Annotated in this window: 25 protein-coding genes and 1 other RNA gene; 5 read left to right on the forward strand and 21 right to left on the reverse strand. The window is 45.1% G+C overall.

Annotation, left to right across the window (positions count from 1 at the left end; all coding sequences use genetic code 11):
- Positions 1-24 precede the first annotated feature (24 nt).
- Positions 25-153 (forward strand): hypothetical protein, encoded by a 129-nt coding sequence (locus tag QUA34_RS07300; RefSeq protein WP_333385243.1) that lies wholly within the window; start codon positions 25-27, stop codon positions 151-153.
- Between the two features lie 73 nt (positions 154-226).
- Here QUA34_RS07300 and QUA34_RS07305 read toward each other — a convergent pair whose 3' ends face one another.
- The 3 genes from QUA34_RS07305 to QUA34_RS07315 form a co-directional block, all read right to left on the reverse strand.
- Positions 227-790: a GxxExxY protein gene (locus QUA34_RS07305; protein WP_333385245.1), complete on the reverse strand. Its 564-nt coding sequence runs from the start codon at positions 788-790 to the stop codon at positions 227-229.
- Positions 791-920: 130 nt separating this feature from the next.
- The gene (gene dndC / locus QUA34_RS07310; protein WP_333385408.1) at positions 921-2,636 is read right to left on the reverse strand and encodes a DNA phosphorothioation system sulfurtransferase DndC; all 1,716 of its coding nucleotides are present in this window, start codon (positions 2,634-2,636) and stop codon (positions 921-923) included.
- Positions 2,637-2,658: 22 nt separating this feature from the next.
- Positions 2,659-3,627: an HNH endonuclease gene (locus QUA34_RS07315; RefSeq protein ID WP_333385248.1), complete on the reverse strand. Its 969-nt coding sequence runs from the start codon at positions 3,625-3,627 to the stop codon at positions 2,659-2,661.
- 222 nt (positions 3,628-3,849) lie between these two features.
- Here QUA34_RS07315 and QUA34_RS07320 point away from each other — a divergent pair, with 222 nt between their 5' ends.
- Positions 3,850-4,461 carry a hypothetical protein gene (locus QUA34_RS07320; protein WP_333385250.1) on the forward strand — a complete coding sequence of 204 codons (612 nt, stop codon included), beginning with the start codon at positions 3,850-3,852 and terminating at the stop codon, positions 4,459-4,461.
- A 72-nt stretch (positions 4,462-4,533) separates the two neighbouring features.
- Here QUA34_RS07320 and dndB read toward each other — a convergent pair whose 3' ends face one another.
- The gene (dndB, locus tag QUA34_RS07325) at positions 4,534-5,655 is read right to left on the reverse strand and encodes a DNA sulfur modification protein DndB (RefSeq protein WP_333385252.1); all 1,122 of its coding nucleotides are present in this window, start codon (positions 5,653-5,655) and stop codon (positions 4,534-4,536) included.
- 552 nt (positions 5,656-6,207) lie between these two features.
- Here dndB and QUA34_RS07330 point away from each other — a divergent pair.
- Complete coding sequence (locus QUA34_RS07330) at positions 6,208-7,800, forward strand: DGQHR domain-containing protein (RefSeq protein WP_333385255.1); 1,593 nt, start codon at positions 6,208-6,210, stop codon at positions 7,798-7,800.
- A gap of 24 nt (positions 7,801-7,824) precedes the next feature.
- Positions 7,825-8,067, forward strand: a complete 243-nt coding sequence (locus QUA34_RS07335) for a hypothetical protein (RefSeq protein WP_333385257.1) — start codon at positions 7,825-7,827, stop codon at positions 8,065-8,067.
- Positions 8,068-8,069: 2 nt separating this feature from the next.
- On the opposite strand, the gene QUA34_RS07340 is transcribed toward QUA34_RS07335, so the two are convergent.
- The 16 genes from QUA34_RS07340 to QUA34_RS07415 form a co-directional block, all read right to left on the reverse strand.
- On the reverse strand, positions 8,070-10,010 hold the full coding sequence (locus QUA34_RS07340) for an alpha-amylase family glycosyl hydrolase (protein WP_333385260.1): 1,941 nt from the start codon (positions 10,008-10,010) through the stop codon (positions 8,070-8,072).
- Positions 10,011-10,264: 254 nt separating this feature from the next.
- Positions 10,265-10,843 (reverse strand): hypothetical protein, encoded by a 579-nt coding sequence (locus QUA34_RS07345; RefSeq protein ID WP_333385262.1) that lies wholly within the window; start codon positions 10,841-10,843, stop codon positions 10,265-10,267.
- Positions 10,844-10,896: 53 nt separating this feature from the next.
- Positions 10,897-12,489: a M36 family metallopeptidase gene (locus QUA34_RS07350; protein ID WP_333385265.1), complete on the reverse strand. Its 1,593-nt coding sequence runs from the start codon at positions 12,487-12,489 to the stop codon at positions 10,897-10,899.
- A 720-nt stretch (positions 12,490-13,209) separates the two neighbouring features.
- Positions 13,210-14,631: a methyl-accepting chemotaxis protein gene (locus QUA34_RS07355; protein ID WP_333385268.1), complete on the reverse strand. Its 1,422-nt coding sequence runs from the start codon at positions 14,629-14,631 to the stop codon at positions 13,210-13,212.
- 346 nt (positions 14,632-14,977) lie between these two features.
- Entirely contained in the window at positions 14,978-16,024 is a 1,047-nt protein-coding gene (locus QUA34_RS07360; RefSeq protein WP_333385271.1) for an endonuclease/exonuclease/phosphatase family protein, read from the reverse strand.
- Between the two features lie 10 nt (positions 16,025-16,034).
- Positions 16,035-16,505, reverse strand: coding sequence for a DNA phosphorothioation-associated protein 4 (locus tag QUA34_RS07365; protein WP_333385274.1), 471 nt, complete (start codon positions 16,503-16,505; stop codon positions 16,035-16,037).
- A gap of 103 nt (positions 16,506-16,608) precedes the next feature.
- Positions 16,609-16,929, reverse strand: coding sequence for a nucleoside triphosphate pyrophosphohydrolase (locus QUA34_RS07370; RefSeq protein ID WP_333385277.1), 321 nt, complete (start codon positions 16,927-16,929; stop codon positions 16,609-16,611).
- Positions 16,930-16,941: 12 nt separating this feature from the next.
- On the reverse strand, positions 16,942-17,595 hold the full coding sequence (locus QUA34_RS07375; protein ID WP_333385280.1) for a Uma2 family endonuclease: 654 nt from the start codon (positions 17,593-17,595) through the stop codon (positions 16,942-16,944).
- Positions 17,585-19,648, reverse strand: a complete 2,064-nt coding sequence (locus QUA34_RS07380; protein WP_333385283.1) for an AAA family ATPase — start codon at positions 19,646-19,648, stop codon at positions 17,585-17,587. Before QUA34_RS07380 ends, QUA34_RS07375 begins: the two co-directional genes overlap by 11 nt.
- Complete coding sequence (locus QUA34_RS07385) at positions 19,645-19,920, reverse strand: hypothetical protein (RefSeq protein WP_333328317.1); 276 nt, start codon at positions 19,918-19,920, stop codon at positions 19,645-19,647. Before QUA34_RS07385 ends, QUA34_RS07380 begins: the two co-directional genes overlap by 4 nt.
- Positions 19,921-20,005: 85 nt before the next feature.
- Positions 20,006-21,373 carry a DNA phosphorothioation system restriction enzyme gene (locus QUA34_RS07390; protein WP_333385411.1) on the reverse strand — a complete coding sequence of 456 codons (1,368 nt, stop codon included), beginning with the start codon at positions 21,371-21,373 and terminating at the stop codon, positions 20,006-20,008.
- Between the two features lie 96 nt (positions 21,374-21,469).
- Positions 21,470-22,039 carry a Uma2 family endonuclease gene (locus QUA34_RS07395; RefSeq protein WP_333385286.1) on the reverse strand — a complete coding sequence of 190 codons (570 nt, stop codon included), beginning with the start codon at positions 22,037-22,039 and terminating at the stop codon, positions 21,470-21,472.
- A gap of 34 nt (positions 22,040-22,073) precedes the next feature.
- Positions 22,074-22,517 (reverse strand): hypothetical protein, encoded by a 444-nt coding sequence (locus tag QUA34_RS07400; protein ID WP_333082395.1) that lies wholly within the window; start codon positions 22,515-22,517, stop codon positions 22,074-22,076.
- 198 nt (positions 22,518-22,715) lie between these two features.
- Positions 22,716-23,096, reverse strand: a complete 381-nt coding sequence (locus QUA34_RS07405) for a phasin-related domain-containing protein (RefSeq protein ID WP_333056143.1) — start codon at positions 23,094-23,096, stop codon at positions 22,716-22,718.
- Between the two features lie 23 nt (positions 23,097-23,119).
- Positions 23,120-23,216, reverse strand: an RNA gene (gene ffs / locus QUA34_RS07410) — signal recognition particle sRNA small type.
- A gap of 23 nt (positions 23,217-23,239) precedes the next feature.
- A complete protein-coding gene (locus QUA34_RS07415) occupies positions 23,240-23,506 on the reverse strand; it encodes a YciI family protein (protein WP_333328310.1) in 267 nt (88 codons plus the stop codon).
- 120 nt (positions 23,507-23,626) lie between these two features.
- On the opposite strand from QUA34_RS07415, the gene QUA34_RS07420 reads away from it, so the two are divergent.
- The gene (locus QUA34_RS07420) at positions 23,627-24,181 is read left to right on the forward strand and encodes a 2'-5' RNA ligase family protein (protein WP_333385289.1); all 555 of its coding nucleotides are present in this window, start codon (positions 23,627-23,629) and stop codon (positions 24,179-24,181) included.
- Positions 24,182-24,316: 135 nt separating this feature from the next.
- Here QUA34_RS07420 and QUA34_RS07425 read toward each other — a convergent pair whose 3' ends face one another.
- A complete protein-coding gene (locus tag QUA34_RS07425) occupies positions 24,317-25,003 on the reverse strand; it encodes a ComF family protein (RefSeq protein WP_333328305.1) in 687 nt (228 codons plus the stop codon).
- Positions 25,004-25,012 lie beyond the last annotated feature (9 nt).

Here is a 25,012-nt window from a genome sequence, read left to right on the forward strand (position 1 = left end):
GTGGGGGGGGCGGTTAGCAACGGATTGGGTAGCGGATTTAACGGATGGGTGGTTGGTGGGGTGGCGGTTAGCAAAGGATTTAACGGATGGGTGGTTGGTGGGGGGCGGTTAGCAAAGGATTTAACGGATGGGTGGTTGGTGGGTGGCGGTTAGCAGCGGATTTGGTAATCAGCCACTAATCATCCGTTACATCCGTTACATCCGTTGCTAACCGTCCCCCCCTTTGCTACCAATCGATGACATCTGTTGAATCTTCCTCCTGGTTCTGGGGCTGAATGCTGGAAGGTAAGGGGAGTTCGGCATCTGTTTCTTCATAGGTTCCTGAACTTCCTCTTGTCCAACCCCTGCCACTTGTTTTGGGCGTCCACAAGTAGGGTTGAATGTGTTTCTGCCAACCTTGTACAGATTTTGGTGGGAGGATGCGGTGATATTCTAATTTGCTACGTCCAAAGTTTATAAATAAATCTACTTGGGCTCCTGTAGCTGCTACGTAAGCTATTATTTGAGCTTTATCTTTATCGGTCATTGGATAATTTACGGCTTTATCCTCTACTACAATACCTTCATTCACCCAATGGTCTAGATAGAGGATTCCCATCCAAACTTCACCGTCGTAAATTTGTCTGGGATACTCCATTTCTGTTGTTAAACCGGATTGTATCATTTCTGCATCAAAGGCTCTTTGGTAATGTTTTTCTCTTAAACCTTTTTGCGTCCTCCGGTGTACTCTCATTGCACAGCCGATGATGCTGTATGTAAGTTCCTGATGGGGAATATTAGGATTAAGCATGGTCGTAAAAATTTTGTAATTTAAACGATGAGGGTTGGGTAATAATGAGGTTAGTTGACAGCCTATTCTATCCGATCGCTCGGCGGGGTGGCTGTCAACAAGTTTGGGTTTAACCGCAGGCTAGCGCGTGCTAATCGCTAGGTTTTTCCTCTCCTGAATTGGGCGGTGAAAATTTAATATCCGCCCAAGATAGCTGTCTGCTTTGATTGCTGTTGCTTTCCAGTTCTTCTTTAAGTTTGGCAATATCAACGGTATCGTTTTTGGCGGAACTGTTGGTTTGGGCGATCGCATCTTTGAATTGCCGAATGTTTTCCGTCGGATTTGCTTTAATATCTTCCACCGCTTTTTTTAAATTGCGTTGATAGTGGGCGTTGCCAATCGCTTCTTCCTTCGATCGCGAACTGGTTTCAAAGCATTTGTCCAAATCGGCGTAAATACCTGTACGGCGGGGCTTCGTGTAGTATTGGCGTTCTGTATCAAGGAGTTTTGCCATCAATTCGAGGTGCATTTTGTCCTCGCTGCAAATCTCTTCGATCGCAGTCCATTCATCGCTACCGAGGAGTTTTCTTTCGGCGGCGGGACGGGAATCTTCAAAAGGTTCGCCCGTGACTTCTTCGTAAATCCGAGGTAAAGAATCGTCGAATTCGTGCTTTTCTTCCAGCCAAATGCGGCGGATTTCGCTAAGTTCTTCTGGGGTAATTAAGGTGATGTCGCGCATTTCTAGGGGTGCGGTTTTGCGGATTTGGGTTTGTGCTTCCAAGACTCGTCTCAGCCAGTGTTCTCGCCAGAATTTGGTGTAGGGCCCTGGGATGGGTTCGACGGAGGTTGTGTCGTCGCCCATGTTGCGTTCAAACAGTTCTACTCTACCGTAAATGCGTCGGAAGTCTCTTTTTGGGCGATCGTCTTTTATGTCTAATTCGTTGCGAATATCGAGGAGAGGCTGCATCCATTCTTTTTCCTCATCGTTTTGAATCATTGCCTCCATAGATTTGTCTTGGCTTACCATTGTGCAAACCCAGCAGCCAAAGCGAGAACTGCCGCAGCTAGGTGTAGACGTATCGACAACTAAAGGACATTCATTGTCTGCTGTTGCGCCTCGATACATGGTAAATAAATCTTTATTGCTATTTTCCCAAGGGTTAGGCCACTGATTCAGATAAATCCAGACTTCATCAGTTCGCCAATCTTCTATCGGACTATAAATTAGGGAATTAGGCAGACTAGGACTCTGATAAAGCAGAGATTTAATGGAACTAGATTTATCATTTAGACGGTCACTCATGCGACCTATTTCATGTTTCTCCATTGAAACAGCGCGTTTAATGCTTTCAGCTTTGCGAGTACCCAATATAAGAATTACTTCTCCATTGATTCTCACCATATCACGAACAAACCGATTAGAAGGAAGGATTTTCAGGCGTTCAGTACACCAGCGAAATCCATGTCTCGGTGCTGGGTAGCCTTTTCCCATCAAGTTGACCCAGAAAGTATCTTTGACATCTGGATAAAGCATATGAGGCTCTATTGGAAGCTGCTGCTTTATAGCCGCAGACTTCATCTGTTTTAATGATTGACGTACCCAAGTAGAAACTATCGGGTTCTCTACCAGTGTATCTGTGGTAATTACATAAATTTTTTTCGTCCTTTTTTCAGGTGGTAATTCTGCTATTGCATACCAGATAAGCTGCACTACCGCAGTGCTGTCTTTCCCACCGGAATATCCTAAAACCCAAGGTAGATCATCTAAACAATATAAATCTCTAATTTCTTGACTTAATTTTTTTATTTCTTCCACTAAGTCCCTAACGGTACGGGGTGGAAAAAGTGGTAGCATTGTTTCTGTCATGTCTTCAACCTCAGTTACTTTATTAAGCTCTAAATACATTCCGCCGATGCCATTCTAGCGATTCAAGTCTTGGTAAATCTTGGTCGGAAGTGGGCAGGAGAATAGTTTCACTATGAAAATCTTTCATACATCTGGCATTGGGGGATTCCTCTTCTAAGTCATTAGCGACGATAATTCTGTAATTATCATCTATAGCAAACCAACCCTGGTCAAAAGCCCAATGATGATTTTTGCACAATGATATCCCATTATTAATTTGATTATCATAAAACTTTGAAAATGGCTTAATATGTGAGCCATCTACAATATTTTGAGTTAGATTTCTGATAACTTTCAATCGACAAAATGCACACTTGTAATCATATGTATGTACTACTGCTTTCCTGAAAAAAGCATTTCTAACAGCAGATTTTGTTAAATGAAATCTCGGTTCTCCGTCAGAAACTTCGGCTGTAGCCGACATTTCTCTTTCTGTGTGACTAACATTTTCAAACTCTTGATTGACCTGCAAAATCTCTCCAATATCGTCTCTATTTGATGAAAACCATTTAGCAATCAGTGTATCTATTAATTCCGCTCTAGAATTTTGGTCTTGGAGTAAATCGAATAATTCATTATCCCAACTACCGTATTCTACAGCTTCTCTTAGCTTGTTAGTTGTTTTAGGCTTTGAACCGTTAAATCCCGATTTCAATGTTTTATGCCAGAATCCATCACCTTCCAAATGCCAAAATGGATAGTACAAACCACGATTGTGAGAGTCAGAACCTAAAATTTCCCAATACTTGTTAAATGTTTTAACCAAGGCGTCCGAAACATAAATTCGATTTTCCCTAATTATTCCTTGAGCAATTAGATCGATGATTGACAATAGTAATATTGGCTTATGATTAGCTTGGCCACGTTGGCGTGTGTTATTTACATTAAGAGCTGCAAAACGTTGGCGATAGTATGCTAAATTCTTATTTTCGGACTCTTCTCCTGTAGTCATTTTCTCCTGCCGCTAGAATTAAATAAAATCCGACCTGAAATTTTACACTCTTGTCAACAAAAAGTTAAGCACCGCAAGGCAAAACCATAACGCAGAAACTAGACAATTTAAGCAGTGTCAGCAGACTAAAAAGTAATTTTATAGCCTAGACAGGAGATAATTATATCACTGTCCGCGTGCATCTGCTGTTAAAAAATCATCTCTCACCCCCCCAGATCAAATATGTCCTACAGCGACTTCAAAACGATCGACCAAGCCGTCTCAACCCTGGATCTAACCGTTGAAGACATTCCCCACTTATTCAGCCACATTACCCCGATCGCACCTTCAGAACGCCTCAGACAAACTCTAGACGAAGCTTTAGACTTAGCCTCAAGTATCAGCACCGAAAAAGCTCGATCGGAATTAATCCTCACTCCCATTCTACTCGAAATACGGCGCACTTTCAACAACAAAATTGGCTATTTTTCCGGCAACACATTTAACGTAGAAGAGAGCCAAGGATTAACCGGGGCTTGTGACTTTCTCCTCAGTGCGTCGAGCAATCAATCATTAGTTACAGCCCCAGTCTTGACATTAGTGGAAGCCAAAGACAACGATATTAGAATAGGCTTGGGACAGTGTGCGGCTCAGATGGCAGCAGCTCAAATATTTAATGCCCGCAAAGGCCAAGAACAATCCGCAATTTATGGAGCAGTTTCAACGGGTACAAACTGGAAATTCCTAATACTAGAAAATCAGTTGTTAAAAATTGATTTGACTGAATATTATATTACTCAGCTAGACCAAATCTTGGGCATTCTTGCAGAACCATTCAGACGCTATTTTAATTAGCCCTGTTTTTGGTGGCATTTAGCCGCTGCAATTACAAACGCAGGTGGCACGGGTCTCCCGCCTGTGCTGCATCTACGCGCGTCCCGCCTGGGCTGTATGTGCGGTTTCCAAACCCAACCGCTTTTTCAAATAATCAGTCATCCAACTAACACTCGCCCTCGACTTAGAAATCCCCCCTTTCAACAAAATCCCCCCCTCCCAATCAGGATTAGAAATCGACCAATCAACCTGCTGCAAAAGGCTCAAACGTTCCTCCCAACTCTCAGGAAAAACCGATCGCAAAGCCGCCCCAACTTCCCCCAAACTCTCAAGGACAACACTGTGACAGTGCACGCAATCCCGGCGCATTTCCCCCGCAGCCACTTGTTTGTGCAGAACTAATTGCCAATCTGGAATAAAACTGCAAACCGCATTCCAATAACTAACCGCCAGTTGTATTTTTTGAGCGAGTTCTTCCTCTTTGTGTTCTTTTTTGGTGCGAGAACCAGAGGGTTTTGCCTGTTCGCTGCAGTGAATATTAGACAGCAAAGCCATGATAGCACGATCGATCGCACTCAGCGTAAACAATTTGTGCGATCGCCCGTTCAAACTCCCCCTCTCCATCTCAGTCAAACACCGGAAAACCTCAACCTGCTTAACAACCGCCTTCACCACAAAAGCGCGATCGTCCCGGTGGTTGTAAAGTACACTTAGCGACGCCTCCAAAGGAACTTGAAAATTATTCAAATCAGCAAACATCTGCTGCGACTTTTCCAACCCAATATCGAGAAACAAAATCAGCGCCACCGTCTCATATCCCAACTGCGGATTTTCCCTCAAAGCCATCTCAAAAGCCGCCCGCCGATGCTGTCCGTCATTAATAGTAAACTTAGCATCCATCGGCACCCGCAAGCGACCGATTTTCCGTTCTTCGGCCTCATTCCCCACAGCTTCAAAAGTAATATCCGCATCAATCGAAGCAGCAATTGCCCCACAAGTATAATTTGTAGGATTCTTCACAAAATAATCAGCAATTTCAGGAATCCTAGCTTTGTTAAGCGCGCGTTTCGCCCGCATAGACGGCGGCAAATCTTCTGATTCAAAGGGAAACAATTTCGGCAAAAAACGCACCGGACACATCGACACGTAATATTCGCGGCCCGCTTGAATTCCCCGGATGACCGGCAAAATGTATTCAAAAGAAGGAGTAGACATATTTTTTTGTGAAACCGCAGATACATCTGAAGCAAGGGCGCGAGGCAATTAACTCGCTAACCCGAAAGTCCGTCGGGGGTTGAAACCCATCCCTGATCCGAAAGTCCGCCGGGGGTTGAAACCCATCGTTGATCCGAAAGTCCGCCGGGGGTTTAAACCCATCGCTGATCCGAAAGTCCGCCGGGGGTTTAAACCCATCGCCGATCCGAAAGTCCGCCGGGGGTTTAAACCCCCGTCTCATAGCGAAAGTCGGTTAAAACCGACTGAAAATCTTGAAATTTATCTATATTTAGTCCTCTTAAGAGGACTTTCGCTATGAGACAGGGGTTTTCAACCCCTGGCGGACTCAGACGGTGGCGCGTAAGACCCAGACGCATCTGCATCAAGCCCGATCGCCCCTCACCTCTTGACAAATTAAACATTAAATGATATGCAACGTAGAACTTATTAGTATTTTAAGTATTTCACAAAAATTTTTAAAAAACAAGAGTTGACATAAATTTTAACCCATGATATTTTTAAAAAAATAGCCTAATTATATAAAAACAGCCGATGACTACCCATCCAGCGGATGACCTCGCTAGCAAAATTTTAGAAAAAGAAAATAGCGACAGACAGGAAATCGCACTTTTATTAGATAATTATTTAGGAAAGGACGATCGCATTTTCGTACAAAAAACCCAGATGGGAAACAGCGAAGCATACATCGGTTCAGTCACCCTAGAATGGTTAGACTCTCGCGTCCGTTTCGCCTCCCAAATGCCGCTTTTCCGCCAAAAATTTGACCTCCAAACCAACAACATCGTCCGCGACGACGAAACCATTGACGAAATTATCCAGCGTCCCTTAGATTGGTCGCGCCAAGCCACCCTAACTCAATACTTAGCCGCCCGAAAATCGCACAAATTCCCCGCAGTTTTAGTAGTCGTCAGTCCCCCGTGGGTAGATAATCCTCTAGCCGAGGAATGGGATAAAAATGGCGTAGCAACCAAATCCGCGACTGAATTTACATCCTTTGATAAAAACGAGAACTTAGGGCTTTTGAATGTTTCTAAAGAACTCTCAATTTTTGCCTTAGACGGCCAGCATCGGCTGATGGGAGTTCAAGGTTTAATGAGTTTAATTAAAACCGGAATCCTGCAAAGATACAACAAAAATAAAAAACCTGTCGGCGCTGCAATTACTCTGGAAGATTTAGCAGAAGAGTATCAAATCGACCCCGAAACAGTGTATAAATTAGCTCACGAAAAAATCGGAATTGAATTTATCCCGGCGGCGGTAGCGGGGGAAACGCGACAGCAAGCACAACGGCGCGTGCGATCGATCTTTGTGCACGTTAACCTAATGGCGGTAACGCTGAGTCAGGGACAGCTAGCATTATTGAACGAGGATAACGGATTTGCGATCGCAGCCCGAAAAATTGCCGTCACCCACCCCTTATTAAAAGAGCAAGATGACAGAAAGCCCCGCGTCAATTGGGACAGCGCCACAGTCGCAGCAAAATCAACGGTGTTAACCACATTGCAAGCGCTGCAAGATATGTCCGAACGGTATTTAGAATACAAATTCCCCCATTGGAAGCCGGAACGAAAAGGTTTAATTCCCATGCGTCCAGAAGATGAAGAACTGAAAGAGGGAATTGAAGAGTTTAAAAAATTGTTCGATCATTTAGCAACTTTGCCTAGCTATCAAAGAATTGAAAGCGGCGAAGAAACGGATGAATTGCGCCGATTTAGTTTTGAAAAGCCAGGGGGCGAGGGCAATATTTTGTTCCGTCCCGTCGGTCAAATTGCTTTAGCTAATGCTTTAGGAATTCTAGTATTTAGAAAGAAACTTTCTCTGAAATCTATTTTCGACAAACTCCGCAGATTCGATGTCGATGAAGGATTTAGCCACATGGACAATCCTGAGTCTGCGTGGTACGGGATTTTGTACGATCCGAACAAAAAGCGAGTGCTAGTTTCTGGAAAGGATTTAGCAACGAAGTTAATTGTATATTTGGTGGGGGGAATTCAGGACGATATGGAGCGAGCTCATTTGCGGCAAGCGGTAGCGGAAGCGAGAACTTTTGAGGATAAAGCTATTAGTTTTAACGGCAGATTTGTGCAGCCGCAAGAGGTAGGATTGCCGGCAGTGCTGAGTTGATTTTGTTACCGCAGATGCAGGCAGATGTTTTTTCACGATCGGCGATCGACTGCACATAGCTGCGGCAATTTATTGTTTTTCTCGTACTCTAGATTTGCGATCGCACGGCGTGACAAAGTTAATCGAGTCAGTGGAGTTGAAACTGCACTGACTCGATCGCTCGTTTCGCCCATTCAAGATATGCGATCGCACGGCGTTGCAAAGTTGATTTGCTCAAGGTCATGTCACCCACTCGTTGATTCCGGCGATCGCACTACCTCAGCTTGACTTTAGGGATGATTCGTCAAAATCAAAAATTCGGATGCTGGAAGCGGTTGGATCTCGACATAGGCAGTCCCATCTTGTCGCTGCACTGACACCGTTGATCCCACCTGATGAGGCCCCGTGTAACCCGGATTCCCTACTTGGGCCGTATTCAGAATTACCGTCATTGAACGGACGATCGCGTTGAGATTAGCATCCACTAACACTCTCGCTCCCCGATCGTCCGTTCCATGACTGTTTAGCACGCAAACCGCCTCTTCATCATCTAAAACCCGTGACCAACCAATAATTTCTCCACTCAGTCCGTGCTCGCCAAAGGGCAAGTTCAAGAAAGGAATCGCGGTTGGTCGCAAATACTGTCGTCCCAAGCGCAGCACAGGGAACTTTTTGCGGAGTGCCGCCATTGCCGCCATCCGAACATAGACAGGGTGATTCGGATCGAAACAGTGAACACCCGCTGTCCCAAACGGCCCAAAGCCGGGCAAGTTTTGATCGATGGCTTGTAGTCCTGCTACTCCAGATTGCCGGGGATGCGAGGGGCCAAACATTGCTTCCCGCAAATAGCGATCGGACCGCTTCCAGTCGGGCAACCACTTGCGTTCAGACGGTTCTGGCCCCGCCAATGCCTGCTCGGTTCCCGCGTAAATGCAGGGAATCCCCAACGTGAACAGTTGCAATGCCACCCCCGCAATCACCTGATGATCCGATCCAGCTTCGCTGGAAAAGCGGATTTTTTCACCAAATACATGATCGTGATCGTCCAAAATTGAAACATGACGCCGCCCGAGATTCCGATGTGAACCCATCACCGCGTTCATTGGATCAAACCCGTTAAAGTAGGCTCTTGGGTCCATCAGCCCTTTGGCAACCTGGTTAAGATTTCCCCGCATCTCGCCGATATCCAACGCAGCATTTAAGTTTTGCCCCACCACATCCAGATAACGGTCTTCGTTGTAATCTCCGCCTGCGACTTCTCCTACCAAAAAGAAGTCACTCTTACCCAGATTAGCCGCAAACTCCTTAATCGCCCCGCAGAAATTGCGGGCTTGCTCGTAGGTGACGTGCTTGAGGGTATCAATCCGAAAGCCATCGCAGTCTGTCAGGGCAATCCAGTATTTATAACATCGGGCTAAGTTATCTAAGAGATGGGGATAGTCCAACTGGAAATCTCGCAGCGTAATGAAATCCGATCGCCGGAATTCGGCATTGGGATCGTCGAGATCCCCCCGCCCTAAATCGCCCTTTCCGGCACGAGTATAGCAATCTGGTTCCTGGAGTTCGATCGGCCAAACTCCTTCCGCGTCCGTTTGAGGTTGCCCCGCAATGGGTTGTCCACGATCGCCTACCCACGACCCAAACTGATACCAACCAGGTGTATAGGGTGGTTCCCATTCTCCCCCAGGAGTACCAGGGGCATAGATCCAGTTAGATCCTGAATGGTTAAAAATGATATCAAGGATAATGCGTAGCCCCTTGGAGTGGGCTTTATTCACCAGACTGACCAAATCTTGGCGAGTCCCAAAGCGAGGATCTACCTCTAGAAAATCTTGAATGCCGTAACCGTGATAGCTATCCAAGTGACCCCGTTGCTGAAAGATGGGCCCTACCCAGATCGTCGTCACGCCTAGTTGGTTGAGATAATCCAGCTTTGACTCTAATCCTTTGAGCGTCCCACCCTGCCAGCGATCGCCTCCGGATTGTGCCCACTTGTCAAATTGCCAAGGCTGTCCATTCGGCAGATTAGGTCGGGCCTGATTCAGTTGCTGCCGATTAAGTAGAGGGCGTGTATCTTCTTTACCATCACTAAAGCGATCGGGTAAGAGAAAATAGAGGACTTCATTTCTCCAATCTGCAGAGGATGGAAAGTAACTCTCACGTCGGGGTAAAGAAAAGTCTTTTAGACTATCTGGACGCTTCTTGGTTAGATTCTGATCGGCAAATGTCATAGGATTTATCTCAGATTGGTGAATAGTTTTGCTCGGTCTTCTGAAGTTATGTTTTTTTGGTTAATGTGAGGAAATCGGCGATCGCACTCTGGCAAGAATGGACTGGACTCAGGCGATCGCTCGATCTTGTGTGGACTGAGTTAAACCTCTGTGAAACCCAGATTTTTTGTTGTGGCGATCAGTTTGGGATGATGGGTTTCGTGCCCTCAACCCATCTTGCTAGGAGATGGCGATCGCACTTACTTACCAGCAGACTAATTGTCCCCGCAATGCTGCCGTACAAGTCGATCGATCGCCTGTGCAATAGTTAGGAATCTCGATCGAGGAGTTTCGGGTTGATTATGGAGTGTTGTCAGAACATTCTCAATACTTTGACCTGTTGGCAATACCAATGTTGATGATTTCTCCCCCAGGCGAATAGTGAGCCGGTGGGGGTTGAGGGTAGGTTCAGATGGGATCTCAGAGGGTAGGTCGGCAAAATTCCGATCGGACAGAATGTTGGCAAGCATTACTAAATCCTGTCGCTCTAATTGACATATTTGATGGGGAGATGACACTGTATCGTTGATAAAACGACTAGCCTGACAAGTCCCATTAGGGAGAATTGTCCAAGTTATGCCAGAAATCCCCACAAAGCCCATCTGTCCATCTCGGAACTCTAACTCTGCGATCGGATGACCATCTTCCGTGAGGAAAGGATTGTTACGAGGTGTACTCATCGCCATAGCAGTCATAAACGCTAGAAGTGATACCAGAATGGTGACTGGAATGAGTTTTTGGTAAAAAGGCTTCTCCATAGCAAAAAACCTATCTCTGGGGCATGGTTTCACCATACCCCCAGTCCTAATTAGACTATTCTTCTAGTTGACATAGACAAAGCAAACTACTAAACAGGGATGCCTCGTTCAGTTTCAAAAATCCGCTGGATCGTTGCTTTGTATTCTCCACCACACCAGGATTGGTCAACCGCGAGTAGCATATCCTTGGCATACTTGAAGGTCGGTGAAGTTGTTCCTAGAACCAGCATACTCCCAAAGATCAGGAAGTCTGCCACTTCTTGTCCGAGTTTTTTTCTCAAGTGCCAGCAGGCCCCGGCCCAAGCTTGACCACGGTCATGGGACTCTGTTGAAGTTTCGGAATATTTCAAATCATTATCGCAGTTGCGAATCATCCCCGCTTTTTCAGGAGCAGGTACGACATACTCCCCTAAGTCAGGATCATTCAATAAAGAGCAAGCGAAATAATCAGCGTAACCTTCGTGCAGTGCAGCTCCTTCACTTCCAAACATAGCAGGGTGATATTCATCAATCACGGCATGGGTGAACTCGTGAGCAACTACATCAAATTCCTTGGCTAGGTCGCGAAGTCCACCGGGATTGCCGGGATAACTGCCATCTCCGAAGTAGATCTGCCCCGTACTGGAAGAGTAATAAGCATTATCGTATTTTGTTCCGGTATGGACGTTAGCAGCGAGTTGTCCACTGTTAACTTTGCCATAGGGGTTATTGACAGTAAACCCTCGGAATCCCAGGTCCAAGAAGTATTGATAGACTTTCTCCACAGCATAGTAGACTTGGCATTCATCAAAGTGCGTATCTTCAGGAGGAAAGTCAAATCGGTAATTGCTGCCTGCCACTGCGCCGGGCGCATCCTCATTAATCACCTTACAATACCGACCATCTAACTTGTTGTAAGGAGATTTGACATCGCGCAGCATCACAGTTTTTAGGGACGTTTCCTCGGGATTTTCAGAGTAAACTCGCGCCCGAGGTGCAAAGTAAAATGAGTGAAACTTCATCGAGTTGTAGCTGTCTACAATTTCTCCATTCTGGACATCAATAAAGTATTCCCAGTCACCGAGGGGGGTTTCTGCCGGAACAGTTAAGTGATAGACTCGCACATGACCCTGTTGGGTCGGATAGAGGACGGTTTTATGGGTAATGCCACCCCTCAACTCAACTGCTTCACCGAGATCTTTTCGGGCAATCTGGCGAGCTTCTTTTAGGGAGATAGCTGTCTCGCCCGGTTTGACAGAAATTTGCGATCGCAGACCACTCGTCACTATCCGAACTTGATTTTTGTCATCTACACCTACCAAAACGCTGGCACCAAAGACCGGTAATCCCTGGTGATTTTGCTGGCGACGAATGAATTTCAGCCCGCCCCACTTAAAGGAATCAACTTCAGTCAGTTCTTCAGTATCTTCTGCGCTCAGTCCTAAAATGCCAGGGTTTTCCATCAGGAAGGAACGGCTGGCGTCAGCGGCAGTGCCTGTCATTGTCATGGACAATTTTCCTTCTAAGTAAGCAGGATTTCCGGTCATGGTGTTCACCACTAAGGAAGATCCCGATCGCTGCGCTAGAAATGTTTTCCTCTGGGCCGAAGCAACCGCGACTGGCTCAGTGGCTACACCAGAGACGAAGGCATCAACACGATTTCGGTTAGCTGGATGACTAAGGCTAGACTCTTTATAAAACATAGGTTTTTCTCCTTCAATTTATGCAATGAATTCCTGAAAATCGGATTTCTAAAGACGCTGGATGACAGCGTTTGCTCCAATACTCCTTCAAATAAACTTGGGAAACAATACGATGATCTGCGTATAGGATTATGAAGATATTGCAACAAATTCTCCTTTAAGCAGTCCCAACTTTTCTTGGCAACCATCACCGCACCCGTTCGAGTTTGTATAGTTTTTTGTAAAGATTCTCCCAATGTTTTCGCACTGTTCCTTCAGTGCAACCCAGCACTTTAGCTATAGCAGTTTTCAATCGGACATCTGTACTTAAGCTGTTGCGGCTTTTAAATTGTCTGTCAAAAAACAATCAAAGTTTTGTGGGGTGGGCGTCCCGCTCGCCTTAAATATGCAATTTAAATGCGCGACAGCTTAACTCAACTGAGAAATGCTATATTCCGGCATTGCTATTATTTTTGGCAATCCAAAACAACACCGGGGCCTCGCGTTTGGTGAGTCTTAGGAATTCCCAAGCAGCAATAGAGAAGGATTGCGGTTGTTGTTCTTCCCGTAGCAAGAAATATTGCTTCCCGATTTGATCGGGAATGAGACGGATGATCAGTCGTCTGAGTAATTTTAGGAATATTTAGCTAAGTTTTTGCGAACAGTCGCTACCAGCCATGAAAAAGGGGGATTGAATTCGTTAAGTCCCCCTTGAGAACGGAGATGCTGAAGGGTGGAGGATCAAACAACTGCTTGCAGCTTTTGAGCAGCAGAATTGAGTTGGTGCGTGCTGACTTTGATTTGCGATACACCCGAAGCCGTCTCCCGCGCACCGTGATTAATCGCATTCATCGCTTCGACCACTTGATTAATCGCAACTGCTTGTTGTTTGGCATTCAGCGAAATTTGTTGACTGCTGATGAAAACTTTGTTGATTGAGTTAGACACACCTGTGAATGCCTCTGCCATGCTATGGGCAAGGGACAAGCCTTCATTCACTGTCTTGTTGCCTTCATCGGTGACTATCACGGTGGAGTCGATCGCCGTTTGGATTTCCGATACCAGCCTGTCGATCTTGACCGCAGACTTCTTACTTTCGTCAGCAAGTTTGCGAATTTCTCGAGCAACTACCGCAAAGCCTTTGCCATGATCGCCAGCACGGGCGGCTTCTACGGCGGCACTCACGGCCAGCATATTGGTTTGATTAGCTAAGTCACCCACCAAGCCCGAAATATTGCCAATCTGGTTGGTTTGTTCGCTCAGGCGCAAAATTTGTTGGGCGATCGCCCCCACTTTGTCCTTAAGGGTAGTCATCTCATCAAGAGTTTGGCGCACCGCTTCTGTACCGCCTTCAGTCAGCGAGAGGGCGTGACGTGCCCCTGAAGCAGAGACTTCAGCCTGTTCCGCCGATTGGCGCGAAGATGCGCCGAGTTCGTCCATCGTGGTCGAGGTTTCATTCACTGAGCTAGCTTGTTGCGAGACGGTGCGTTCTTGCTCTTCGACCGCACTGACGATTTGTGCCGAGGAGCTAGCAATTTCGCCGGCAGTTTGGTTGAGGGTGTTGGCGATCGCCGTGGATATCAAGTATGCCACCACCAAGGCAATAACTAAAGAAGCAACAGCACCCAATACCGACATCATGACCAACACACCGAGCGCATTTTTGGTGTTAGTTTCCGACTGCTTGACTAGCTTAGCTTGCTGAGTGTCAAACTCCGTCATAACAGCCTCGAAAGCCTTGAGATTTTCTGCACCCTTCTCTGCTGTGTCCATTACCAATTTACGGTTACCAGCTTTGGCCGCTTCAATCAGATTGCGGGCGCTCTTGTCATACTGGGTTGAAAATTCAATCATCTTGGTCATCCGTTCTTTTTGTTCATTGCTGAGGTTGTGAGTCAGATCTGAGGCTTGATCTTCAGTTTCCTTCAGCTTCTTGACACCCGCTTCGTAGCGATCGAGCGCTTCTTTGTCAAGGGTCAGAGCATAACCCCTTGACTGTCGGGCAATTTCTGATACTCTCAATTCAATGTAGTCTGACATCCTAGCAGCTTCTACTGCTTGCAATGCTTCCTCAAAGTTCTTACTAACTGTTTGCGATGTACTATAGACACCGATCGCTAGTCCTGCGATTAATCCTACTGGCACTGAGTAGCCAAGTAGCATTTTTCCTCTGAGTTTAAAGCTGTTCAACATAGATTTGATCCAAAATTTGACTTCAATCAATAGCTACACTTCGGTAGGAAATGATCGATGGCGGGTGGCGCCATTAATCGCCACCTACTCAACTTCTTCATCTCAACCTCCCAGGAGACCTGCACTCCCTTTCACTGCCTAGGGGGTCTTCTGCGAGTAGGGGTCTATAATACTGGTTACCAAATTCGGCACGGGTAGATTTAAATTATACCATTATGTACTGTGAGTATTACCCTGATTAGTGGAGTTTTCCGAGGAGTTTTCAAAGAGCAGGCGATCGATCTTAAGTTTGGTTGATGCTGTGGCTTACACCGCTTCATTTTAACAAAATAAGTTCAGCTCCTACAGGCAAATGATCGGACTCGGTTGCCTCCAAAACCGAACTAGATTTAGCACCCCAATGATTTGAATACCAAATATAATCAATCCGGCAAACGGGATAATTTAATCTCCAATTAGACCTTTTTACCAATAACTTAAGTTCCCAACCGTTAGGCCAGGTAAAACCAAACCCCAGTCCAGATTCTCGGAAGGAATCTTGCATGACTTTCTGCACCCTGTCATAGTCTTGAGTTTCGTCTGTCATATTAAAATCGCCCGCGACAATTACTGGCAGATTTTCTCGTTCAACTCGCTCCACTAAGTCTTGAATTTCAGGCGCCCGTTTGCCATATTTGTAAACTGGAATTTTGAGAAAACGCCCGATTCTCGATTTCTTAAACCACGGCCCGGTAGCTTGCATATTGTAAATCACTACTTCTTGTTCGTTAAATTTAATAATTGCCCGTTGCTGCGTTTCTCGATGGCCGGCTAAGTGCAGTATTTCGCTGGATACAATCGGATATTTACTGAGAATTCCTACAGGGGGAGTGCCAATTTGATAGGGGTAGTCTGCTTTTAACCAGGTGAAAGCTCTTTCGGTATGTTTCCTAACGATTTCTTGTAAAAATATAATATCTGGTTTTTGCTGGTGAATCAGTTTAAATAAAGTAGGTGACTGAGTTGCATACCAACCGACGTTATGGGATAGAATTTTGAGACGGGGCTGCGAATTTGTAATATTTATTGGTGCGGGAGAAAAGTATTTAATGTGCAGCCAACTTATTAGGAAAATGCAGGCGATCGCAGAAATAATAGTGAACCATCTTTTTTTGATAATTAATAATCCGATGATGGCAATCAGGAAAGTGGGGAAGAAAATTAAGGGAATAAAAGTGCTAATTAAGCCAACAATCCACAGTCTATCCCAAAAAATTAGTTTGAGAATGAAATAGCAGATAATAAATGCTGAGTAACTGTAAGCAAGAAATTTTGCAGATTCCTTTAAGCAGCTCTTGATTATATCTTTTGGGATGTGCTTCATTGGGAACCTATTAAAATAAAAACTTGCTTAAATCAAATTCTTCATTTGACCGATGTTGGTTGTCTCTTTCTGAAATCAAAACTAACAAAAGGCGATCGGTATAATCCGCCGCACCCCGCAACTCTTCTCGCAAAATTTCCAGTCCCCCATTAGCATATTCTTCAAAAATATGCAAGCGTTCTGCTTCCAATTTTTCGTCGAGATGGGAGAGAATTTGAGGATTTTTGGTTTCGGCGATCGCAATTAATTTAATCGCCATATCGTAGCCCCTCGATACAAAAATATCAACATCGATCGCCCCCGGTTCTCGTTTAGAAATTTCCCCTAAAGGCGATCGTTTTTTCCGCTGCTTTCCCAATGATGCAGCGAAGGCGATGACATCAGCGTAAGTCTGAAATGGCGCGGAGTTGTTATCCGATAAAGTTAATGATTTGACTAACTCCGCTTTATCTTTAGCAATTCTAATTTTGTTAGCAGCCATTGGCATAATATCTAGTTTCTAACTATTATAAATCTCGCAAATATCCAACAGTCGGCACAGGCGGACTTCCTTTGTGTAACGCCCGGTTGAAACCGATCGCACTTCACAATGTCCGCAACAACATAATTTTTTGTGCAAAACCTCCTCTTGCTTCCCGCCGCTTCATTTGTTCGGCCAAAAGTCGATCGCCCGAAATGCCAAAACTCGCCATCACCGCATCTATCACCTCATACAAATCCGCCAATTCCGCCACCAAATCTTCCTCGTGGGCCTGGGCCGCTTCCCCCGCTTCTTCAATCAATTTCTGCAGCAAAGCTTGACGGTATTCTGCCTCCGACAAAATTACAAACTCGCATTCCTTCCCGCTTTGGCGAATAATTTCAGGAATGCGATCGCGCACCAACTTATGATACTCTTTTTTCACGTCAAACTCCTTTCAACCTTGACTAAAAGTTTGAATCAACCAGCGATTAATTTCCCCATCATCTTCTGTTTGACTCCGGTTCAAAGCTTCCTCAATAAACGCTATTTCTAAGCCAGGTAAAACCAGTGAATTTTGAATTGTCCCACTCCCTCCCGCAGTAATAGCAAAGGCAAATACTGCATTCGTATTTGCATTAGCTGCCCAATATTCTTGGACTTCAGAATGTTCGTAAATTAAACGCTTTACTCCCAAATCATCGGCACTAGAAGATGCTCCTATTTCCACTACTAAAGCTGGAGGTGCAAACACATTCAAATTAATTGGCCTATTTGTGCGACGAGGCAATTCAAAATCTGCACCTATATAATAAGACAAATCAGGTTGAAATTCCCGAATACCTGTTTTGCGAAAACTGGCATTAATTAACTCCACTATTCGGATATTTCTAAAAGCAGTATAAAAATTGACAACTCTCGAAACTACTGAATTATGACGACTGTGCAATGCCCCTACTGGTGACATTTCTACCCTCATGTGTTCTTGATAGTAATAAAACTTGCCCTTTTCCCATGCTGAATCCTCAGCAAAATTCAGAAACTCTTCCCACGTCGCCTTCACCCAAATATCTGTTTCTAAAACCTGCGTAATTGCCGAATTAGAAGTCATAATCCACCTCTACAATTTCCGTATATTCAAATTCATTTGGACTGCGCCTAACTAAAGGATAGCGTGTCCCCCCGAGTTCGATCGCATCTTCTTCACAATCAGCTTTCGGAGAATTGTACACCAGGACGTATTCCCTGCCTGTGCAACTTTCCATCTCTTGAGCAACTTCTCCGCGCCACTGAGTTTTGGTCACCAAAACTACCAATTGATTCGCCAATTTCGGCAGCTTATTTGCAATTTGCTTGCGATAAATTTCGTCCAAACTCCCAAAGGGAGAATCCATAACAATTGGAAACGTACTGCTATCCGGGCCCATCAAAGTATTTTTTTGACTCCACTCCCGCACGCCCTCAATAATCCCGCCGATAAACGACAAGCTGAGAATTTGATTTTCTCCTGTAGAAGCGGCAACCAAAGAGTCTTGTCCCGACGTATTTTCTACTAGCGTCAGTTCGTATTTATCGCTCAACTTGGGGATATAAGGAGTAAAAGAAATGTGACTGAAAATATCTTGCACCCGCTTTTCCAACTGAGAACAAAACTGTTTTTCTAAGCGCGATCGCACTTCAGTTAGGCGATCGATCGCATCTTGAGCCGCAGCAATCCGGCGCTGGGCTAATACTTGCCTTTGCTCATTCAGTTGCTGCTTATCGATTTGCTTGTCTAGATTGGCGATCGACGCATTCAAACTCTCAATCTGCTGCTGGTTAGAGCCTGTTTCCCGGTGCAAATCGCCAATTTTTGCCTCAATTTCATCCAAGCGCTTTTGTAAGCGGCTGACATCGCCTTCAGGAAAATTTCGCAGCTTGTTGTGAATATCGTCTAACTGCGTTTCCACCCGAGAAAGTTCGGTTCTGTCGCGACTGATATTGCCTTGCTGTCTGTCAATTTCTTCCCAAAAATCAGCCACTTGCCTATCAATTTCATTTACCCGATCGCTAATCCGAATAGTTGTTTCTTCCACATCGCCAACACCTGCCTTATCTATCCAACCGCTAACCTGTTGGTGAGATTCAGAACCCTCCACTAATTCCGCACCGCAGATACACCGCTGCTGCGCTAATAACTCTTCCAAAAACGGCCGCTGAATCCCCGAAAGCAACGAGCCACATTCTCGTAAACCCCCGACAATCACTTCAAATTCAGCCGCCGCATCTGACAGAAATACCGCGTAACCGCGCATAGATATTGAGCGTTTTAGAGCATCTGTAGCTTGTGAAATTTGTTGCTTAAATAAATGGCGCTGCTTTTCCAATTCGTCTCGCAAATTTTGCAATTCGGCGGCACCGCCCAGTAGCAGCAAATCACCGTTAACTGCTTTTCTTAACTCGCGTTGATGAATCAATTCTTGCTCAATTTCTAATTTTCTTTGCAAAAATTCTTCTGCCTCTTTTTGAGATTTTTGCTTTTCTTTCAAAAGTTTCTTAATTTCGGAACTGCCAATCATTCTTAAATCTGTTTCTAGAGACTTTCTGGCATCTCCCAAATGTCTAATCGAGCGATTCAGCACCTCTACTCCCAGCAATTCCTTAGTAGCTTCAGCAATTTCTGCTTTCTTATCGTGGCGGACAATTTGCTCGATTCGCTCTCCGTCAAAAAAGAAATATTGATGCAAACTTTCCGGCAAAATTCGTCCGATAATATCATCAGGATGCTGGGGCGGTAGCATCCAGCGGCCGTCATCTTTTGCTACCTGCATAAACAATTCGCCTTTGCTGTGTTCGACACTATGTTGACTTTTGTAAGCATGACAACTGCGCCTTACTTGGTAGCGCTTGCTGTCGTGTTCAAACACGATTTCCACCCAACAAGGTACTCGTTTGCCCGGTTTGGCTTCCGCAATAGCGCGTTTATTTACTGATTGTTCTTCCGTAAAACCCGCGCTCAGATTTCCGTAAAGTCCCCAAGTAAAGGCATTCATCAAAGCTGTTTTTCCAGCACCGTTATTGCCGTGAATCACTGTAATATTTTGCGCGCCCCAGGCCAGCTTAATTTCGGGTGTTTGGCCGAAAAACTGCCGGAAATTGCACAGACTAATTGAAATCAGTTTCATACAATTGCTTCCTTAATAACTTTCAAAATGTCATCGCTAATATAGCGGGGAGCCCTCATGTACAGTTTATCTTTTTCAATTTCTAATACCCGTTCGATAATTTGTCGGACTTCGGGCGGCGCGCTAGTAATTGGTTCCTGTACGTCGCTCAATTCCTGATGAGTTTGATAAGAAGAACGATTTTCTGCTAAAATACTTTTTGGTACGGCTGCGATCGCACTATCTTCATATCTAAAAGCCATAATCAGATTTTCATGCAGATTTTCAGTCATTTTTTTTCAAATATTAAAAACTAGCAACTCAAACTGCGTTCGAATAATTCTCTATTCTCAAACATAAACCGAAGCTTAATAAATGTCAAATGTCTAATAGCCCGTAACGCCTCTGAATTTGCAGCAATTTCACTCTCGCTTCCCCAGCATTGTCGGCTAAATCCGCAAATTCCAAGAACCGCTTTAACTCTTTTCGCAGCAAATTGCGCTCGACTTCTAATGTTTCCCGACCTAAATCTGGAGGCAAAACTATCATGTCAAATAAAGTTGCCCTTTCCTTCCCCGGATGCGGCCGCAAAATCCGTCCCCGGCGCTGAATAAACTGGCGCGGATTGCTGCTGCTTGCTAAAATTACAGCATTGCGAATTGCTGGAATATCAACGCCTTCATCCAAACAGCGAATCGCGACTAAACCTTGCAATTCTCCACTCTCAAATTGTTGGCGCAATCGTTCTCTTTCTGCTAAAGGAGTTGCCGCAGTATAAGTGTTAACTCGGTAGCCTAATTCTGAACCCAATAACTTCGCGGTTTCTGTTAGTTGGCGGTTGTTATTTCGGCGGGCACCTCCTTCAATCGCACCATCGCCGCAGTAAAATAAAGTATGGGCTGTGTCGAGACGGTGAATCATTAATTCTCGCAAAGCTGTTAATTTATTAGCCGCTGCCCCAATTAACCGGGCTCGCTGCATTAATAAAGTCGTTAAAGCATCGTTTTCTTCTACTTTTTCATCGCCCCAAAGCGCCCAGCCAATTTTTTTAGTTAAGTAGGAATATTTGCGGGTTTCGGCTTCGGTCAATTCTACTAAAATTGGATAGTATAAATAATGTACTAATGCTTTTTGGCGGATAGCATCAGCCAGGGTGAGTTCAGGCTGCAAAACAGGGCCGAAATAATCTAAAATAGCTTCGGTTCCTTGTTCGTCGAAATGCCTTTCTGGAGTGGCGGAAAGGGCGAGTCGCAGTCCAATATTGCGCGGCAAACTTTCTCCTAAACGCGGCGCGCCTAAGTTGTGAACTTCGTCTCCAATAATCAGGGTTTTTTCTGGGAAATAGCGCAGTTGCGATCGCAAACTATCTCCCATTAAGGTAGCATTAGTAGTGATGATTGTGAGAAATGTTCGTTCGCCCGTTAGCGAAGCCCTCGAAGAGGATCGCACTTCATACAAACCCCCAGCCAGCTTATTCTGCCAACTGCGGGCGCTATCAAAAGCCAAAATAGGTTTTAAACCAAATTTCTCCGATTCCCGCGCCCACTGATTCACCAGGTGGCAGTAAGGGCAAATTACGAGCAGGACTTGCAGGTTAATTTTATTGTATAATTCAGTGGCGATCGCCAGTGCAGTAATCGTCTTGCCACTACCCGTCGCCATCTTCAGCGTACCGCGTCCCTGATTCGCAAACCAATTAGCAACCGCCACTCGCTGATACTGTCGCAATTGCAGCGATGGCGGCATCTTCGGAAACCCAAATTGCGAATTATCAGCCGTTGAGCGATTCACCTTTAAATGCCGTTAGATGCCAACTTACCCTGACTCAACTGTAACTCATTTCTAATTAAAACTTAACAGCTCAAACAAATTTGCCACCGAAAGTTGCAAATCCGACAGCACATCCAGTACAGGTAAAATATCTTCATTCTCTTTAATCTCAGGTTCCTGCTGCGGTTTAAAAACAATTACCAATTCTTCTTCCGGGTCAATCAGCCAACCTAATTTAGTATGATTCTTGAGGCAAAACAGAATCTTATTAATTACGCGAGTTGAACTTTGCTCCGGCGATAAAATCTCAATTGTCCAATCCGGCGCAATTTCAAACCTATTTTCAATCTTTCCCTGAGAATTCAGAGGAATGCGCGGCCACTCGAACACTGCTATGTCTGGAACAATAGAACGCCCCCCAAAAGTGCAGCGCAATTCTGGAAACGCATAAGCTAATTGCTGCGGCTTGCCAACTCGATTAATAACAGATGGAAACTCGAATTGTAACGTACTGTGTTTTCCTTGTGGCATAGCTTTTTGATAAATTTGACCATCAACATACTCGCTAGCCGGCTTAGTCTCTGGCAATAGCAGAAACTCTTCCAGAGAAATCTTTGACGGAGACTGAATTGACGTTACCATAAGCCATTAAACCCTCAACAACTCAACTGGGTCATTAAAAATCTGCATCGCCGTCTGTTTCCCAATCCGCACAACTCTCCGATTCCACACCAGTAGGGTGCATCGCACAAACCAACAAATTGCCACCGTAAACTTGACCGTGATAGTTGCGACAACCGCGACAAGCCGGCTGCTGCGTCGGCGAAGGGTCTACATAAGTAACCATCGACAAATCTATCTCATCAAACTCCGGGTCGAAGTCGCGGCAAATTTCAATTATCGGTTCGATAAATTCATTAAATAAACCGTCAAATTCATTGAAATAACCGTCTATGTCGTTAATCAGATTATTTTGTACTTGTTCTGTAAACTCTTCCGACATTTTTGCCAAAACGTCCAGCATTTCGACAAACTCTTCGCCCATTTCGGTGAAAAAATGCTCTACTTCAGAAACAGCATTTTCCATTACTCCAAAAAAATCTTTAGACCAATCTTCCATGAATTTGACAGCTTGCTATTACAAAATATTTTACAGACAAGTGCAGCCAGCCTCAAGTGAAGTGCTTGCACCTACTTTCAATTCTATTACCTATTGCCTGATATCCGTCCACCTCTGAGAGGGCAGATATTCAAAAAGGGAACTCAAGATTATTATCCTGAGTTCCCTTCATGCTTTGCTGAGCGAGCTTTTTCCTGCTTAATCCCGCTTCAGCCGCCGCAATTCCTCTTGTAAATTCTGCACCTGTTCGCGGAGCTTGTCTACGCCGCCTGTCTCTTTAGCATCTTTTGCCGAGACATCTTCTTCCTCAGAAACAATTTCAATCCGCCGAGGTTCAGCGGGTTTTTCGTTCCCAGCCGAGGCTACGGGGGGCTGCTGCTGAGCCTGTTGCACCATGTCATCAACAAAGCGGCGAGCTTCTTCCGTGGACATCTCGCCCCGCTTCACCAATTCGTCTGCCAGCTTTTGGGCTTCAGTGCGTAATTCAGTTAACTTGCTGCCAGCTTTTTCACCCGCATAGGAAGCGAGCCCGACACCAAGGTAAACTGCTTTTTGTAAAATATCTCCGAAACCAGGCATAGGAGCTACACCTCATAAAACTGGGTGAACCGGAGACCACGCCTATTACAAGCATCCCGTGTTGCTGCTACCTTCCGGTCCTGACAAGATTTGGGCGTTGGAATCGCGTGGGTCCAGTTCATAAATGAGTATAACACAGTTATTTATTCTTCAACCACACACCAGTGATAAATTTCATAAATAACGCAACCGTTCTTCACCAGCGGGTCTTCAGCGACGATCGCCTTCGCCTCATCCATCGAATCCGCCTCAAACATCAACATACCGCCGCCCCGCCGCGCCCAGTAGCCAGTTTTCGCTCGGTGTCCTTTAGAAATCAACTCTCGGACATAAGCTCTGTGAGCTGGCACGTATTGGTCAAAGACAGGCTTTTCGACAATTCCTTGCTCAATTTTGACAAACCAAGGCATTTTTATTGGGGATTTTAGATTTTATATTTTAGATTGGGAATGGGTGATCAGCAATGGGATCTAGGGTAAATGCTCTATATTCCATTTTGCACCATCCTTTCTTAACTGCGATGTTATCCGATGAACCAGTCAAAACAGCGATTTTTTATTGCCCTAGTGCCGCCTCCCGATATTGAACAGCAGATTACTGAGATTCAACTGTATTTTGTGGCCTCCTACAACAGCCGCGGTGCTTTGAATTCGCCGCCACACATCACGCTGCAACCTCTTTTTGAATGCTTAGCAGACGATGTTCCCAAATTAGAGGAAAGTTTGAAGGAGTTTTCGGCAAATCGGCTGTCAATTCCCGTTACTCTATCCGGTTTTGCTGCTTTCGCGCCCCGCGTCATTTACGCTGATGTTGTCAAATCACCCGAATTGCTGGAGATTCACAAAGATTTGATGAGTTATATGGAGGCAAATTTGGGAATAGTCGATCGAGTTTCTCAGACTCGCGCATTTGTACCGCACATGACAGTAGCGTTTCGCGATTTAACTAAGGAGAATTTTCAAGCGGCTTGGTTGGAATTTGCAGGGCGATCGCTCCACTTTGAGTTTACCGCTTCGGCATTAACTTTACTACTTCACGACGGCAGCCGCTGGAACATCAGCAAACAGTTCCCGCTTTCGGCCTAAACTCTCTCTCTTCTTTCTCTTCCTTCGTGTCCTTAGCGTCTTCGCGGTTCGTTTTCCCCAAAAAATCTTGTTAGCAAATTCTGATTAATATCATGTCCTCACTACAAACATTTTTAAACTAAAAGACAAAATAGCCTATCGATCGCCCTTATTCGGAGTTGCAAGTGCCACAGTTCCATAAACCGAAATTCCCGACAGTTTCAATATTTGAATTGCCGACTTAACCGTAGTACCGCTAGTGTAAATATCATCAACTAACAGCACTCGATCGCGCGGGAGGCGACGACGAAAATCTTTCCCCAAACTTAAAGCATTTTTCATTTCCGCTTGCCGCTGCTGTGGCGTCAGAGCGAATAAAGCCTGAGTATTTTTCACCCGCTCCAAACCGTGCCGCTGCAAAGGCAAACCAGTCACCTCGCAAAAACTTTCAGCCAACAGTTCTGCTTGGTTAAAACCGCGCTCCTTGACCTTTTCTTTGTGCATGGGAATCGGTACAACTGTTAGATTGTCTATAGCTAATTCGGGAAAACTCAGCCAAGATTCTGCCAGCCAGCCGCCTAGAGGTTTTGCTAATTGCGGATTGCCGTCATATTTCAAAGCTGCGATCGCCCGTTTGAGAGCCCCGCCATACTCACCCCACACAAAAACACGCTGCTCTGAATGCCAAAATCGACCAGGATCGCTTAACTGACATCGCTGAAGTTGCTTGTGACAGTACGGACAAAACTCTCCGGCGGCCGGTCGCTGACAAAGAGGACAGTTAGACTTAAGAAATAGATTGAGAAAAGATTTGACTAATCCCGTCCATTTTCGCTTGTTCATCCTAAAATT

Origin of the sequence: Microcoleus sp. POL10_C6, from assembly GCF_036701585.1 — a bacterium.
GTDB lineage: Bacteria > Cyanobacteriota > Cyanobacteriia > Cyanobacteriales > Microcoleaceae > Microcoleus.